This window comes from Rhodococcus sp. IEGM1428 (assembly GCF_050321865.1).
GTDB lineage: Bacteria > Actinomycetota > Actinomycetes > Mycobacteriales > Mycobacteriaceae > Rhodococcoides.
Genome location: NZ_JBNQFW010000002.1, coordinates 1,121,261 through 1,136,514, shown reverse-complemented (window position 1 = coordinate 1,136,514; position 15,254 = coordinate 1,121,261). Strand labels below are relative to the sequence as shown.

Sequence of the window (15,254 nt, the reverse complement as noted above, 5' to 3'; positions counted from 1 at the left end):
TCCCGGTTGCCGCAGCTCAGGCGAGAAGTTCAGGAACCCCACGAGTCAGCGGGGATCTTCGCCGGCCGGCCCAACAGATAGCCCTGTCCCTGAACCGAACTCGGCAGTACGTCGAGTTGGTCGAGAGTCTCGATGCCCTCGACCACACAACCCAGATTCAGATCGCGGGCGAGGTTGATGATTGCCCGAACGATGCTGCTGCTCGTCGAATCGCTGCTCATGGTGGCCGTGAACGAACGATCGATCTTCACCGCGCTGACCGGGAGAGTGGCGAGGTACCGCAGGCTCGCGAACCCGGTGCCGAAGTCGTCGATGGCAATTCCGACGCCCAGTGCGCGCAGTTCGCCCAGCTGACGCAGCATCGAGGAACCCGATTCGAGAAGCACCGACTCGGTCAGCTCCAGGACGAGATCCACCGGTGCCATGTCGTGCCGAGCGAGGGCAGCACCCACCGCCGCTGACATGTCGACGTGTTGAGCCTGCCGGGCACTGAAGTTCACCGCGATAGTGACGGGGGCGTCCGACACGGAGGTGGGCGGGTTCGCGAACCGCCACTGCGCGAGAGTTCTGAGCGCATCGTCGAGCACCCGCTCACCGAGCTCGGAAATGAGCCCGGTGTCCTCTGCCACCGGGATGAATCTGTCGGGCGTGATCTCTGCGCCGCTGTCGTCACGCAAGCGAGCCAGAGCCTCGAAACTCGCGAGCTGCCGGCTCTCGAGATCGTAGACGGGTTGATACGCCACGCTCAGCGTCGCGGCCCCACGTCGTCCGGAATCGAGCGCACTCCGCAGAGTCTGCTCGACGTAGGCACGCTCGAGTGCGTTCGCGCGCAACGCGTCGTCGAACAGTTCGATCCGGTCCTTGCCGAGCTGCTTCGCCCGGTACATCGCGGAGTCCGCGTCCCGCAGCACCTCCTGCGCGCTGGCACCCTTGCGAACCAGCACCATCCCGACACTGGCCGACACCACGTACTGACGACCCCGGTGAACGATCGGTGCCGCGAGCACCGTCCGGATTCGCTCGGCGACGCGCTCGGCCAATCCACCGCCCACTCGCGTGCCGAATCCACTTTCGGCGGGCAGCGCTTCGATGACGAGAACGAACTCGTCACCACCCACTCGGGCGATCGAATCATCGGCTCGCAGCACCGAGCGCAAACGTCGAGCAACCTCGACGAGGACAGCGTCACCGGCAGCGTGGCCGCCGGTGTCGTTGACTCGTTTGAATCCGTCCAGATCGCAGAACAGCACCGCAGCAGCAGCCCCCGTACTCGCGCCGCGCTCGATCGCCGAGCCGATTCGGTCCAGCAACATCATCCTGTTGGGGAGACCGGTCAGAGGATCCTGCAGGGCTGCCCGCTCGAGAGCGAGCTCCGCCTCGACGACGTCGGTCACCTCCCGCACGACCGAGAGCACCTCCGCCACCGCACCCGACGGCCCGTGCCGAAACGGCGTGGTGCGTCGTGACAGCCACCGCAGGGTGCCGTCGGACGCCCGTACTCGATACCGAATGCTGACGCTTTCCCCCTCCGGCAGCGATGCCGCTTCCCGGTCCGCGGCGCGAACGACATCGACGTCTTCTTCCACCACCCCGTCCAGTCGATCGTCCCCGTCGGTCGCGTCGTCGGGCCTACCGAGCCCGCTCCACGGCGGCCGATCGTCGTCTACCGACCCGTCCGCATTCGGCCCGTCCAGCAGCGACCGAAGGCTACGAGAAGCCCACGTCACGCGGCCGGTATCGACAGCGGTCACCGTGGTGATGTCCGGTGACGCCGTCAACACAGCGTCACGGAAAGCTCGCGCCTGCTCGAGCTCGGATCTTGCCTCCCGCTCGGCGGTGACGTCCTCGGAGAGCACCATCGCACCGACGATCCGGCCCGAACCATCGCGCAAAGGTCTGGTCTTGACCTGGAAGATCGCGCCCGTTCGGTGGCCGACGGTGTCGAACGAAGACTCGTTGCCCTCCACCGCAGCTCGGTAGTGCGGCTCGAGTTGGGCGTAGACGTCCGGTGGCACCGCATCCCGCAACAGCTGCCCCTCCATCCGCTGCGGGTCGTAACCCTCCGCGACGAGTCCGCCACCTTCGACGAGGACGAACCGCAGATCACAATCCACGAGCAACACCGACGTGTGCGGTAGGTTCGCCGCCAATTGCCGATACCGGGCCTCGCTCGCATGGTCGAACATCGCCGGCGAGCCGAGCAACGGACCGTAGAAGCGACGCATCCCCAGGTAGATCACACCGGCAAGCGCGGTCGACGCCGTCACCGCAACGTCGACGCTTCCTCCCATCGACTCGCGCATCGCGTCGAGCATGCCCGTGTCGGAGCCTGCGGCGAGGTGCGAGGCATGGCCGTCGAACCCCGCGAGCAAGTGCACCGCATGAACCAGGTGATGAGCGGCGCAGGTCAGAAAGATCGCTGCCGTCGCGACCGCCAACCGGTTGGTTCGGAGCTGCCCTGTTCGCAGCAGCCCCCGGACGATGAACAGCACGATCCCCAGATACGCAGCAGCGGTGATTCCGTTGAGAATCACCACCGAAAGCCACCCGCTCACAGTGAACGTTCTCCGGAACGGTGCCGGGAACACGCACCCCGATGCAGCTCGACACGGACGACGGGCACGACGCGACCCCCCAGGGTTATGGCCCATGGTGCACAGGGGCCGGTCCGGCCGGAGAACTCCAGTCGACCAGCAGCCCAGCGCATTGTTGATCCGCGAAGGCTATCCCAGTCCGATTCGAACCGCTGACGTTCGCGCCGCCCGAATTTGGTTGTCGCTGCGACCATTTCGGATCTCCGTGTGCCCGACGACGACGAGCGGAGCCGATCTCGCCCCTGCGCCCAGTTCCCGCAAACGGTCAGCATCCCTACGATGTCACTGCTTCGGGGTAAGAACCTCTCATGCCCTTCGCCGACGAACTCATCGGACCGGACACAGCCGGCGCGCTGTTTCGTACCGTTCGCACCGCCGCACCGAGCGCTGATCTGTCGTTACTCGACGCCTCGCCAGGTCTTCTGGGGCCGCTCGCGCTCAGAGCGCGTGCCGATCTGCTACGTGATGCACTGCTGACGGGACTGCCTGGCACCTACGTCCAGTTCGCCGACACCATCCGACGGGCAGCCACGGATCCGGACTTCCAGGGTTGGTTGGTCTGGCCCGTCACGAGCGCTGTTGCATCGAAGGCCGTCGAGGAGAAGACCTCGAGCGCGTTCGACGACGGGATGTCGTTGCTCGCCGAGCTCACCGGCCGACTCAGTTCGGAATTCGCCATCCGCACTTTCCTTCGAGCCGATCTGGATCGCTCTCTCGCCATCACGCTCGAATGGACGCAATCCTCGGACGAGCACGTGCGCCGTCTGGCATCGGAAGGGACCCGCCCGTACCTTCCGTGGTCGGTTCGGGTCCCCGAGATACTCGAGCGTCCGGGCGTCACGGTGCCGATTCTGGACAGGCTGTACCGAGACGACAGTGAGTACGTTCGACGTTCGGTTGCCAACCATCTCAACGATTTCAGTCGAGACGTCCCGGACATCGTCGTCCAGGCCGCAGCGCGGTGGCTCGACGACCCGGATGCGAACACCGGCCGGCTCGTTCGACACGCGCTTCGGACAGTGATCAAGGACGGAAACACCGATGCGCTTGCTCTACTGGGGTTCGCCCCGGCCGACCTGGAAGTGACAGGCCCGGCCCTCGACGTCGCGGAGGTGCCCATCGGGGGAAGCCTGGAATTCAGCGCATCGATCCGCAACCTCGGCCTCGAACCCGCAAAGGTAGTGATCGACTACATCGTTCACCACACGAAGGCCAACGGTGGGGTGACCGGAAAGACGTTCAAACTGAAGACAACAACGATCGCGCCCGGTGAGAGCATCGACGTCCGGCGGAACCATTCGTTCAGGACGTTGACCACACGCAAGTACTACCCCGGCCCGCACGCGATCGAGCTCCAGATCAACGGCGTGAGTTATGGCCGCGCGGACTTCGAGCTGGTGAGCTAGTTTCGCGCGTGCACGGCGAATATTGCATTGCCACAGTGCCCGCGCGGCTGCCGATCACGCCTGATCGAGAACCTCCGGCGGGACGAGCACGAACTTTCCGACGTGGCTCTTCTCCACGAAGCGTTGCTGCGCAGCCGCGATCTGCTCGAGCGGAAAAGACTCGGCCAGCAATGGCCGAATCTCACCGGCTTCGATGTACGACACGAGGTTCGGGAACACGTCCTCGCCCCACGCTGTACACCCGAGGAGCGTGAGATCGTTCAGATACATCGTCCGTAGATCCAACTCGACGAGGGGCCCTGCGATCGCACCCGAGGACACGTAGGTTCCCCCACGAACGAGAAGATCGAGCAAGGGACCGAACCCTGCGCCGGCGACGTTGTCGATCACCACATCGACGCCGCGCTTGCCAAGGGTGTCCACCACGTCCACGTCGCGTCCGTAGACCTCGTCGACGCCGAGTTCGCGGAGCTGATCGTGCTTGGCGCGGCTCGCGATACCGATCACGCGTGCGCCGCGCCGAGCGGCGAGTTGCAGTGCGGCAGAACCGACTCCGCCCGACGCGCCGGTTATCAGCACCGTCGACCCTCGACGCACTCCTGCGCGAGCGATCATGTTCTCCGCCGTGCCGTACGCACACGGAATCGTCGCCAGCTCGGCGTCGGTCCACCCACACTCGACCGCGAAGACCTCGCTCGCCGGAACGACGACGAATTGGGCGAACGCGCCGTTCATGTCCGATCCCAACCAGCGCGTCTCGCCCGACGAGAATCCGTCGACACGCATGCACGCTCGAACCAGGACACGGCGACCGACGAGGGACTCGTCGGTCGCGGCGTCCGCACATACGATCCCGCAGCAGTCCGTGCCCTGAATCAGCGGAAACGGTGTCGTGTCGTTCCACCCACCGTCCTGGTACCAGCCCACGCGCGTGTTGATTTCGGTGTTGTTCATCCCTGCTGCCAACACTCGAACGAGCACCTCACCCGGACCCGGCACGGGTCTGGGTACCTCGGAGACGACGAGCTTGTCGTATCCACCGGTGCCGGTCGTGACGATCGCGGTCATCAGGTCACCGCGGGCGCTGCTGTTTCGCATGAACTCATTGTCACGCGGTGCCGCCCAGATCGCAGGGAACCACATTCGCGACGAGAACCAGTGTCGGGACCCACTGGCATTATCGCGACCTGCGGGGAACGCCTCGCGGTCTAGTCAGGGGAGGCACGTGACCGTGTTCGGATGGATGCAGTCGGTGATCGTCGGGGTCCTGGATGTCCTGTCACTGCCGGGTCGGATCGCTGTCAACCGTATCGGCGGAGATGACGACGGTTCGGTAGCGGCATGGGTGACCGCGTTCGTGATTGACGGTGTGACGTGGTTGGTGGTGCTCGCTGTGGTGACGAGAGTTCTCTCGACGGTCAGCGTCGCAGCGGCGACATCCTGGTTGAAGTTCGCGACCCGTGACTGCGGGGTCAGCAGGATACGCGCGTTGACTCGTTCTGCGACAAGCCTTTCAACCGCAAGTCGTCGAGTGAACAGGCGACTCCCACTGTGGTCCATGGGATCCGAATCTGCACCCGACACATTGAAGTCGCTACGTACCAGCCACCCCTCTCGCTCCGTTCTGAGGCACGGGGCAGCGGTGCTCCTGCGGATTCCCGACGCCGTCGCGAGTGCGCCGCGCACCATCGGTGATCTCATACGATCGCCCTACCTCTGGTCTATGGCCATTGCGGCTACATGGACCATTTCTCGATCCGCAGCCGAACAGACTGTAGGACAAGTTTGGGCCTGGAGCCAGAACCTATTGCATGACAACATTTCTCGCGTAACTATCGTCGTCGGCGTGCTTGCGTTGGCCGCCGTCGTGATCGCCTCATGCCTCGGTGCACGCATCCGCGGGCGGTTCGCGTGGCGCAGCAAGCGGATCGAGAACGCTCACACTCATCTCTACGCACTCAGCGGCCAAGCCGCTCAACTGCACTACCTGGTGCACTCCGCCATCTCCGAGTACAGCGACCTCGTGCCGCCACTGGCTCGCCGCGCCTTGGCCGCGCTGACGGTGGACTGTGTCAGGTGGTACGACGGGTCGTTTGTGGTGAACGTACGGCGTCGCTCCATCCCCAACAAAGCGGAGCGAGCACATTCATTTCTGCAGAACTTCACGGGGGCATGGCCGATCGCACGAGGAGATTCCATTGCGCCGATCGGCGTGGAAATGGACCGTATGCTCGAAACACACCGCACCGCAATCGAAGAAGGAGTCGGCCTGGAGCTCTTCCAGCTGACACCGATCGACGCCGAACCCGCGATGCTGCGCATCCGTGCTGCGGCCTCGAGATATGCGGGTCCGGGTGAGCGGCCGTTCACAACCGTGTCGATATTGCTGTCACCGGACAGCATCGAGCAAGTGATCACGGACTGGATGGAGCTCCTCAGCACCCGCGATCTCCATGACTACTTCTTGTCACTCGAGGTCGGCGAACTACCGAGCAACGAGCGCGTGGCGGACGCGAGATCCGCATTCACCGATCTAGTCGGTCGCTATCGGGGCCGTATCCGCACACTGTGTCGTGAAGAAGAGGAGATCCGGCGTCTGGCGTCCGTACAGTCGAGGCTCAATCGAATGGGTCCGGTGCGCAGGGTGTTGGAGGCGGTAGGCGGGCGGTGACCGCTGCGTCGCGATGGCGTCCGACACACGAAGGAGAATTGGCGTCTGCGGAAACTTCGTCGAGCGTCCCTGAGCCTGAGCCGACCGGAAACAAGACAGCGGCTATGCGATGTGCATAGCCGCTGTACCCGAACGCATCGGAGCCGCCTAAGAGAATCGAACTCTTGACCTTTTCACTGCGGACCGGCGTAGTCCTCAGTCCTAGTTGCCTTCTCGATTCCAGCTAGTCCAGGTCGGACGGCCTAGTCGTGCCATCGATTCCGCCTGAGTCCATCGGATCGCCTGTGTTTCCGTTCCCTGAAAGTGCCCTCGGCACGCTTTCCTCGACCCAAGGTTTTCAACGCTGCGTTGCGCCGATGGCCACTACCCCGAATTCGTGCTCGGACTTCAACTCCGTGCACGGTACTAACTGTGGCGATCACGACGACAGCTGGTCGGGCATCGCACCACCGTACTGGAGTCGACAACCTGGGTGGCCGTACGACCAGCCGTCTATAGATACGTCTCACTCGCTGTCGAGCACCCGGGTTGGTGCGTTCATTCCGGTCTTGGTCCAGCGCAGTCCTGCTGCATCGAGGAAGCTGAACGTGATCGTGTATTCGCCAATGCGGTTGTCCAAAACCCTGCCCGTCGCGTCGATAAGGTCGACTGGAATCATCAGATCGCTCTGCGCGTCAATGGTGTTGGCCGCTGCCCGTGCCCCAGTGACACGTGGATTGACTCTCCACGTCGTACCGGGAGAGTCGGATTTGACTACGTTGTCGAGTGACACGTGGTGGATTGGTGCGTTGCTACGGTTCACGATCGTCACCTTGACGCCGCCGAAGGCACTCAGCTCGAAAAACACGAGACGGGCCTGCGCTGCTTCGAGGTCCCGCCGTTCGGCAGCTCGGATGTCTGCCTCTACGGCGTATCGCCGGCTGTCGCGAACGGCAAGCGTGAGAGCCACAACAACCGCGCTGATAGTGCCGACTGCGCCGAGCCACGCCGGAACCGAGCCCCAATCGACCATGGTGACGACTTTAGGCGGTTGGCTCGGTCGAACGTCGGTCGAGCAGTGGCCGCGACATTGCCGAGCCAAGGTGGACGCTTTTCAGTTGCGCTTGAGGTCCGTTCGGGCACCTGGTCCGGGCCGGTTTCGGTGCCAGTCGTCGATGGCGGTCTCGAGCCCCCCTTGGTTGCGGCCTACGAGTGCGTCCGGTTCTGGGAGCAGTCTTTTGCGTTGGTACCGCTTGACGGCGTCGAGGGAGATGCCGAGCTTGTCTGCGATCTCACCGCTCGGAGCCTGGGAGCAGGCGCTCACCGCCCTTGCCCTCGCGTCCGCCGCCGAACTTCCCCTCCTGATCGAAGAGGCCGAGAGCATCATGGGCCGCATCGACCACGACTACGACTGCAAGTGGTGCCGCGGCAAGCTCGACGCCGGCACCCCGCCGCAGAGCTTCTACTGCACCAACTTGACAGGCCGATGAGACACCCATGACCTGCGCGGTTCATAGAGACCGCGCACAAGCTTTCAACGCGAAGTGCCGGCAACTTCGTTACTACGCGGGCAGGAAGTTGGCGATGAGGCGCGTTCAACGCTTGGTTTTTCCCTCGGGCCAAACATCGTGGTTCGGGTCCCACCAGAGGATATGAAATTCGCTACCCTCCCGAAAACCGAACAACCTGTGATCGCCGCTAGGGGCGACGGCAAGTCTGCAGAGATCGTCGCGCCCGCCGTGCTGTGCAGTCAGTATTTTCGCCACCGTTTTGTTTGGGCAGTTGGCAACATCGTAGTCAGACAACAATTTGTTCGACTTCGCCTGCACGACAGTCAGTTCCTCGAAGTATGCCAACCTCTTCAATAACCGACTGAGATGATCGCGTGAAATCTTATGGAGAGGCCAATGAGACTCGTCGACCAGACCGAACCGAAACCTCAATTTCGCACTATCGTCGCCGCTCTGAGACCGCGGCTGACGCAAGACCGGTTGCGGTTGTCCAATTGGTGACCTGTCGACAGGCTGCGGTTCGGCGGACACAACATGACGCGGCTTTCCTCTGCCCATCGCGTTACTGGTTGAGCAGGCTCTGATAGAACTCGGCCATAGCAGCTTCGGTGATCTCGGTCTGGCAAAAAGCGCCTACCGGAACGTCGCCACGAGCGTCTCTCCAAGGCATCTCACGGTGTGTCAGATCACTCAGCTGGGCCGCTTTCATGTCGCCGTAGTGAGCAAGGACCGCATCAATCGAGGCACGTTCATCCTCGGAGAGCGCCTGCGCGTTTCCCTTGATGTCGCCGTCGCGAACCATGAACATCGTGCGGTGTTTGCGGTACAACTCGGGTGCGACTGGCCCGTTCGCCCAGGCCTCAATCCGCTCGGGAAAGAGACTCTCGTCGGTCCACACGAGGTGCCACGCCTTGGAGTAGTAGACCAGTTTCTGCAACTTCATCGCAGTCATTTCGGCCCGCTTGCCCAGGATGTAGGCAGCGACGTCTTGTACGGATGCCATCTGTCGGTCTCCTTTCACGAGCGGGTGCGATAGTTCGCTGAGTAGCGTTTCCTTGACTGTATCTTCCGCACTGTATCCGCCGTTACCGACAGGCCAGCCGTTCAAACGATCAGGCTGCGAAGAGTAGTGATGAATTTCGCTGCCTGGGCCCGCACGCCCGCGCGGTGAATACGCTGTTCGTTCGGTAGCGCCAGGACGGTGCCGTCGGCGAAGGAGAGGTGTGACGTGGTCCGAAACCATGCCTGCCCGAATTCGTTTCCGACGGTGTCGCCGACCTCAGTTACGTGGAAACCGGTGATCGTGCGAAGAGGACGGGACCAGGCCGCATTGATGGTCATCGCCGGCGGATTGGTTCGACGCCAGGGCGAGGACTCCTCATCACGGTCGTAATGGTCGGTGTCGTACCGAATGCTCACAAACACGAGGTTTGCTGCGGTAAGCAGGAATGACTGCCACGTAGTCGACTCCGCTGGTTCGTATTCAGTGAACGCCTCCACCACGTCGCCGGGGTCGACAAGCGTCCCAACGGTGAGGGTGACGTGCCTCGGAGGCAGCCAATTTGCTGCGGCCAAGTGAGCGTCCAAAGTCACCCAGTGATCTGGTTCGAGTTCCATAGCCGTGACGGTAACCGCGGCATACGACAGCTTCAGAGCTTGCAACCCTCAACGACAACAATGCCTGCAGGGCCCACGTCCCGAGCCGCAGAGCGTTGCGGCTGAGCCCAATCCCGGGGGAGGGAGGTGGACCCCTGGGTGACTCGGGGAAGGCTGTCGGTCATGGATGAGATGGTGAGGAGTGAATTAGCTTTGACGCCCTGTCCCCGACCTATGGAGAATCCCTGATGCCGACCCTGCACCTCTACGACTCGAAGTTGCACTTCCCAAGCAATGCCCAGATGGCAAGTTTCCAGGTCTTCGTTTCTCGCCGATTCCGGCGTGGGTCGGGGGGATTCTTCCTAGGGTTCGCCGGCACGGACAGCAGCACTGGCACTGCGCAGCCAGTCACGCAGACCTACTGGATCGATCCCTCAAGCCAAATCAGGTTCGCTTACGACCCTGGCGATCAGGTGGTGGTCGACGAGCAGTTCGTCTCCAGCATGGAGCGCCTAGTCGACACCGACTTCGGTGTGCAGTTTGCAGACGTTCCATCCTGGCCATTCATGGTTCTGGGCGGCGGTGGACTGGTCGACGTTAGTTCAGACCAGGATGCCCCTGATAGCGATCAGGATGAAAGCGCTTCTTCTGGTTCGTCCGCCGAGCAGTAGCTGATTCTTCCTGGGTCTTGGCTGTGTGGCAGCTTTCGCATGCGGCCTGCATGTTGTCGATGGTTACGACACCGCCGGCCGCGACGTTGATGATGTGGTCCGCTTCGGTGCCCTTGCCCGTGCATCCTGGGTATCGGAGTTGGCAGCGTCCTTTGTCGCGTGCGAGAACGATGGCTTTCCGCTTGGCGTGGCCAGCTCCCGTGCGGTAGCTGCTTCCGGTGCCCCAGTTGCTAGGCGCTGACACATCGTCTCCGTTCGTCTTGGGACCGGAACACCCGAAGGTCGGGGGCTTCGGGTGTTCCGGGTTTTCCTCGGCGTGATGACCATTGGGGTCGTCGCTCGCGTTCGGTGCCCACACATCCGACGTGATGCGCCGAGGGTGGTGTTCCGCCCCGGCCGGGAGAAAGGGAGGAAAGCCTCGACCGAGGCGGAAGTGTTGTGGGTGGGGAAAGGTCAGGGAAGCATGATCACTTGCCGGCCACCGACGTTGACTCGCATCGGTTTCGGTGCGAGGCCGGTACCGTTCGCTTTCATCTCCTCGAGGCAAGACTCGCTCTCCCCAGACACTGGCTGGGTATCAGCGAGCAATCGACAAGATCATCCTCCCGGGGTTGCCGAAAGGTGCGGCTGAACGAGGCCAGCACGGCCAGGCTGGAGCTGTTCATTCAGGCCATCCGTACCGACTCCGGAAAGCGTGATGCACGAGGAATTATGGCGCAAGCTTTCGGTCTCGCGTCTCGGCTAGGCGCAGTCGAACACAACCCCGTCGCGGATACATCTCCCGCTCCCACGTCCAACAACGCAGCACGATCGCTGAGTGTCGACGACGTGCACGAGCTCCGTCGACGAGTCGCCGCGTGGCAGGACCGAGACCTCGGTGAGGGACGGAAACGGCTCGGTCCGGAGCGTGCACACGATCTGGCCGAAATTGTCGACGTGATGATCGGCACCGGTACCCGGATAGGCGAATGCCTTGCGCTCCGATGGCAGGACGTCGCGGGCCTCGACGGTGACGGCCCTGTAGTGGTGACCGTTGCGGGGACACTCGTCGAACTCGCCGGCACCGGGGTGTTTCGCCAGGACCACCCGAAGACAAAGAGCGGCCGGCGCTCGGTGACGATCCCTGCCTTTTCAGCCGATGCCCTGAGAAGACAACGGGACCGCGGTATCCCGTCGGCCGAGGGCCTGGTGTTCCCCTCTCGGCTCGGCACGCCGCGGTGGCCGGGAAATGTCCGGACCTCGTGGCGACAGGTGCGAGGAGACGACTACGCCTGGGTGAAACCGCACAGCTTCCGCAAGACCGTAGGGACGATGATCGAGCGCGAACTCGGACTGAGCGCGGCGTCGGCACAGCTCGGGCACTCGGGTAGCGCAGTGACCGAGAGGCACTACGTCGAGCGGGCAGCGATGGCACCCGACGTCAGCGGGGTGCTCGACAAGCTGGCTCCTCGCTGAAACCGTGCCGTAAACGTGCCCTGGGCACGAAAAAGGGCAGGACCGAGGCTGTAAAAACTACCTCTGACCTGCCCTGATGCGAGCCGCCTAAGAGAATCGAACTCTTGACCTTTTCATTACGAGTGAAATGCTCTACCGACTGAGCTAAGGCGGCGTGCCTTTCGGCGTTGGTGAGTCTAACGGAGCATCACATCGAAACGAAAATCGCCTCCCCTCGGCGGTCAGCCTGCGAGGCCCAGGCCCTCCGCCGGTCCGCTGAGGATCGACTTGATGTGCCTGGTCAGGTCGTCGGCGAGCACTTCGGTCTCGCCCGCTTCGACGGCGTCGAGAACCTGGCGCACCACGTCACGTGGGTCGTTCTTCGGCACGTTGAGTTCGGCGATCATGTCGGTGTCGGTGTATCCCAGATGGACTCCGACGACCAGCGTCCCCTGCGGAGCCAGCTCGAGCCGCAGCGAGTTGGTCGCAGACCAGATGGCCGCCTTGGATGCCCCGTACGCACCGGCACCGCCCAGCCACGACAGCACCGAGTGGATGTCTATCAGCGCTCCGCCGCCGTTCGCCTTCAGGATCGGGGCGAACTCCTGCGCAATTCGCAGCGCGCCGAACACGTTGGTCTCGAACACCGCGCGCACGTCGTCGATCGACGTGTTGAGCAAGGGTGTTGTTCCTGGAGCGCCTGCGTTGTTGAACACGATCGACACATCGGATGCGATATCGCCAAGCGCTGCAACAGAATCCGCATCGGTGACGTCGAGTGCTACCGGGACGATACGAGGATCCGAGTCCTCGCGTGGGTTCCGCGCAGTCGCATACACCTTCGCTGCCCCACGCTCGAGCAACGCGTCGACCGTCGCCTTGCCCAGACCGCGCTGACCGCCGGTCACCAACACTGTTGCTCCCGAAATCGACACCATCGAACTCATCCTTACGACAGAGGTTAAAAGCTTTTGACTATGTCAGTCATAGTTGACCAGTTCGACATAGTCAAATACTGTTCACTTATGTCACAGTCGCCGACAGAGCGCTTTCAGCTCGCACCGGCACCCGACGGCCTGCAGGTGGTTCAGAATCTGTTGAACACGCGAGCTATCGACGTGTACGGACTTCCCGACCTCATCGCCGACGGTAAGGCAGCGTCCACGACCTGGAAAATGCCGCTGTCGGACGACGACGCGGCGGCCCTCCGAACACTGCGAGCGAACGTCGAAGTAGCCCTCTCCGGAGAACTACCGGCGATCCCCGCGGTGAGCGTCGAATTGATACCGGGTACCGATGGCACCGTCCGACTCTCGCCCGCCGGCAGCGGGGCCCAGTACATCGCGTCGGAGATCTGGTCCGAAGTACTTCTCGCACAGAAGGCAGACACGTGGCGTCGACTCAAGCGATGCAAGAACGAGTTGTGCGGATCTGCCTTCTACGACCGCTCCCGCAACAACAGTGGCGTCTGGCACGACGTCAAGACCTGCGGCAACGTTGCCAATCTCCGGGCTTCGCGGGCGCGGAAAAAAGCGAAGGACTAACGCAGCGCATCTCCCAGAGTCGCCACCATCGCATAGATCGCGAACTTCGGTTTCGCGTTGACCGCCAACGACTCTCGGCATTCGAGGATCGCCTCGATGCTCTTCAGCAATGCCTCGGGCGAGACGGCTTTCGCCATCCGCTCGACTTGCTCGGCCATGTCGGGGTGCGTTGCCGTCGCGGTCGATCCGTAGGAGCGGGCGAGTGCATCTCGATACAGGCCGACGAGATCCATCAATGCCCGATCCAGTGAATCGCGACCGGTTCTGGTGGCCCGAGACTTCTGCCGCTTCTCGAGGTCCTTGAGCACACCGGCAGACCCGCGCAGCGCCCCCGCTGCACCCTTGCCGGTTCCGCCCGCGCCCAGAGCCGTTCGCAGTTCCTCGGTCTCGGCCTCGTCGCGGGAGGCACTCATCTCCTTGGCCTCGTCCTCGGCCGCCTTCACCAGTTCCTCTGCGGCGAGGTAGGCCTGATTGGGCCGGGCCGCGGCCGACGCCAGAGCCAGCGCACGTTTGCGCCGCGCTCGTGCGTCCTCGTCGGTGGCGAGCCGACGCGCTCTGCCCACATGCCCGCCGCTGATCGACGCGGCCCACTCCGCCGTCTCGGCGTCGAGCTTGTCGCGGGTCTGCAACACCTGAGCGATCGCGGGCACTGTGGGCGTCACCAACGAGACATGGCGGCATCGGGAGCGCAAGGTCACCGAGATGTCCTGCGGATCGACCGACGGAGCGCACAACAGGAACACCGTCCGCGCCGGCGGCTCCTCGACCACCTTGAGCAACACGTTTCCGGCACCCTCGGTGAGACGGTCGGCGTCCTCCACCACGACCACCTGCCACAGACCTGTGCTCGGCCGACGCGAGGCGATGGACACGATGTCGCGCATCTCCTTGGTGCTGATGCTCAGGCCCTCGGGTACGACGCGTCGCACGTCGCCGTGGGTACCGGCCATCGTCGTCGAGCACGCCTGACAGTGACCGCACCCGGGAACACCGTCGGTGGTGCACTGCAACGCCGCAGCGAAGCACAGAGCGGCTACGGAGCGCCCCGATCCGGGAGGGCCGGTGAAGAGCCACGAATGCGTCATCGCCGAGGAGTCGACACCGGTACGAGCAGCCACCGCGGCAGCCGTCAGATCGGCCTCGACATCTTCCTGACCGACCAACCGATCGAACACACCCGCCATGATGCCAACCCTAATGGTTGGGACCGACTACTTCGGCGCGGGCAGGTACGGCTCGAGCGACCGAAGAATCTTCTCGGTAGTTCCGCATGCGTCGATCGGTTCCGTGGGCTCGAAGTCGATCTCGAACACATTCAAGCTCACGTTTCCCCCGGACGTCGTGGTCTGTGCATTGCACGACTGACTTTTCCCGTCGTCGTCGAGGGTCGAACCGAATCGAAACATGTCGAAGGTGAAGGCACCCACCTTCTCCGACCGCACGTCCTCCAAATCCGGAGTCGACTTCGGATCGGAGAAAATCAGGAATTCGGTAACGGACATGGTCACCGACAGCGAGTAGTCCGAACTCGTCCACACACAGACGCCGGATGTATCGGGTATCCCTGGAGTGAGCGAGTCCTTCAACTCGAGCGCGCCCTTGGGATCCAAGCTCGCGAGCGGCAGCGAACACGGATCGAACAGCTCACCTGCGGGCACATCGGGTCTCGACACCGACGGAGTCACCGAGCCCTGCTCGGCTGCCGTCGCTCGGCCCTGGACCACCTGAGAGCAGCCCGTCGACGTTGCAACGATGCATCCGAGGGCTACGAGACCGATCAATCCGCGCTTCACGACGGTTCGACGCATCCCGTCGACGGAATGTTCCCGCCGAACTCGAAGTTACGGC

At 63.1% G+C, this 15,254-nt stretch carries 15 protein-coding genes and 1 tRNA gene; 6 read left to right on the top strand and 10 right to left on the bottom strand.

Features of this window, described 5'->3' with window-relative positions; all coding sequences use genetic code 11:
* Window positions 1–29 precede the first annotated feature (29 nt).
* Window positions 30–2,555: a putative bifunctional diguanylate cyclase/phosphodiesterase gene (locus ACQR3T_RS13980; RefSeq protein WP_428693799.1), complete on the bottom strand. Its 2,526-nt coding sequence runs from the start codon at window positions 2,553–2,555 to the stop codon at window positions 30–32.
* 347 nt (window positions 2,556–2,902) lie between these two features.
* On the opposite strand from ACQR3T_RS13980, the gene ACQR3T_RS13975 reads away from it, so the two are divergent.
* Window positions 2,903–4,000: a DNA alkylation repair protein gene (locus ACQR3T_RS13975; RefSeq protein ID WP_428693798.1), complete on the top strand. Its 1,098-nt coding sequence runs from the start codon at window positions 2,903–2,905 to the stop codon at window positions 3,998–4,000.
* Window positions 4,001–4,054: 54 nt separating this feature from the next.
* Here the strand turns inward: ACQR3T_RS13975 and ACQR3T_RS13970 are convergent, their stop codons facing one another.
* The gene (locus ACQR3T_RS13970; protein ID WP_428693797.1) at window positions 4,055–5,098 is read right to left on the bottom strand and encodes a zinc-binding dehydrogenase; all 1,044 of its coding nucleotides are present in this window, start codon (window positions 5,096–5,098) and stop codon (window positions 4,055–4,057) included.
* A gap of 748 nt (window positions 5,099–5,846) precedes the next feature.
* Between ACQR3T_RS13970 and ACQR3T_RS13965 the strand changes: the two genes are divergently transcribed.
* Complete coding sequence (locus ACQR3T_RS13965; RefSeq protein ID WP_428693796.1) at window positions 5,847–6,671, top strand: hypothetical protein; 825 nt, start codon at window positions 5,847–5,849, stop codon at window positions 6,669–6,671.
* A 505-nt stretch (window positions 6,672–7,176) separates the two neighbouring features.
* On the opposite strand, the gene ACQR3T_RS13960 is transcribed toward ACQR3T_RS13965, so the two are convergent.
* Window positions 7,177–7,683: a hypothetical protein gene (locus ACQR3T_RS13960; RefSeq protein ID WP_428693795.1), complete on the bottom strand. Its 507-nt coding sequence runs from the start codon at window positions 7,681–7,683 to the stop codon at window positions 7,177–7,179.
* Between the two features lie 247 nt (window positions 7,684–7,930).
* On the opposite strand from ACQR3T_RS13960, the gene ACQR3T_RS13955 reads away from it, so the two are divergent.
* A complete protein-coding gene (locus tag ACQR3T_RS13955; protein WP_428693794.1) occupies window positions 7,931–8,140 on the top strand; it encodes a hypothetical protein in 210 nt (69 codons plus the stop codon).
* Between the two features lie 583 nt (window positions 8,141–8,723).
* Here the strand turns inward: ACQR3T_RS13955 and ACQR3T_RS13950 are convergent.
* Complete coding sequence (locus ACQR3T_RS13950; protein WP_428693793.1) at window positions 8,724–9,164, bottom strand: Panacea domain-containing protein; 441 nt, start codon at window positions 9,162–9,164, stop codon at window positions 8,724–8,726.
* Between the two features lie 101 nt (window positions 9,165–9,265).
* Window positions 9,266–9,664 (bottom strand): hypothetical protein, encoded by a 399-nt coding sequence (locus ACQR3T_RS13945; RefSeq protein WP_428693792.1) that lies wholly within the window; start codon window positions 9,662–9,664, stop codon window positions 9,266–9,268.
* A gap of 341 nt (window positions 9,665–10,005) precedes the next feature.
* Here ACQR3T_RS13945 and ACQR3T_RS13940 point away from each other — a divergent pair, with 341 nt between their 5' ends.
* Entirely contained in the window at window positions 10,006–10,428 is a 423-nt protein-coding gene (locus tag ACQR3T_RS13940) for a hypothetical protein (protein WP_428693933.1), read from the top strand.
* Here ACQR3T_RS13940 and ACQR3T_RS13935 read toward each other — a convergent pair.
* On the bottom strand, window positions 10,355–10,672 hold the full coding sequence (locus ACQR3T_RS13935) for an HNH endonuclease (protein WP_428693791.1): 318 nt from the start codon (window positions 10,670–10,672) through the stop codon (window positions 10,355–10,357). The two genes, ACQR3T_RS13940 and ACQR3T_RS13935, sit on opposite strands and share 74 nt — an antisense overlap.
* Before the next feature lie 377 nt (window positions 10,673–11,049).
* Here ACQR3T_RS13935 and ACQR3T_RS13930 point away from each other — a divergent pair, with 377 nt between their 5' ends.
* Window positions 11,050–11,883, top strand: a complete 834-nt coding sequence (locus tag ACQR3T_RS13930) for a site-specific integrase (RefSeq protein WP_428693790.1) — start codon at window positions 11,050–11,052, stop codon at window positions 11,881–11,883.
* 81 nt (window positions 11,884–11,964) lie between these two features.
* Here ACQR3T_RS13930 and ACQR3T_RS13925 read toward each other — a convergent pair.
* Together ACQR3T_RS13925 and ACQR3T_RS13920 are read right to left on the bottom strand one after the other, a co-directional pair.
* A tRNA-Thr gene (locus tag ACQR3T_RS13925) sits at window positions 11,965–12,037 on the bottom strand.
* 67 nt (window positions 12,038–12,104) lie between these two features.
* Entirely contained in the window at window positions 12,105–12,800 is a 696-nt protein-coding gene (locus ACQR3T_RS13920) for an SDR family oxidoreductase (RefSeq protein WP_428693789.1), read from the bottom strand.
* An 87-nt stretch (window positions 12,801–12,887) separates the two neighbouring features.
* Between ACQR3T_RS13920 and ACQR3T_RS13915 the strand changes: the two genes are divergently transcribed.
* On the top strand, window positions 12,888–13,406 hold the full coding sequence (locus ACQR3T_RS13915; protein ID WP_428693788.1) for a CGNR zinc finger domain-containing protein: 519 nt from the start codon (window positions 12,888–12,890) through the stop codon (window positions 13,404–13,406).
* Here ACQR3T_RS13915 and ACQR3T_RS13910 read toward each other — a convergent pair.
* Window positions 13,403–14,590: a DNA polymerase III subunit delta' gene (locus tag ACQR3T_RS13910; RefSeq protein ID WP_094678082.1), complete on the bottom strand. Its 1,188-nt coding sequence runs from the start codon at window positions 14,588–14,590 to the stop codon at window positions 13,403–13,405. The genes ACQR3T_RS13915 and ACQR3T_RS13910 overlap by 4 nt on opposite strands.
* 27 nt (window positions 14,591–14,617) lie before the next feature.
* A complete protein-coding gene (locus ACQR3T_RS13905) occupies window positions 14,618–15,214 on the bottom strand; it encodes a DUF3558 family protein (RefSeq protein ID WP_428693787.1) in 597 nt (198 codons plus the stop codon).
* Window positions 15,215–15,254 lie beyond the last annotated feature (40 nt).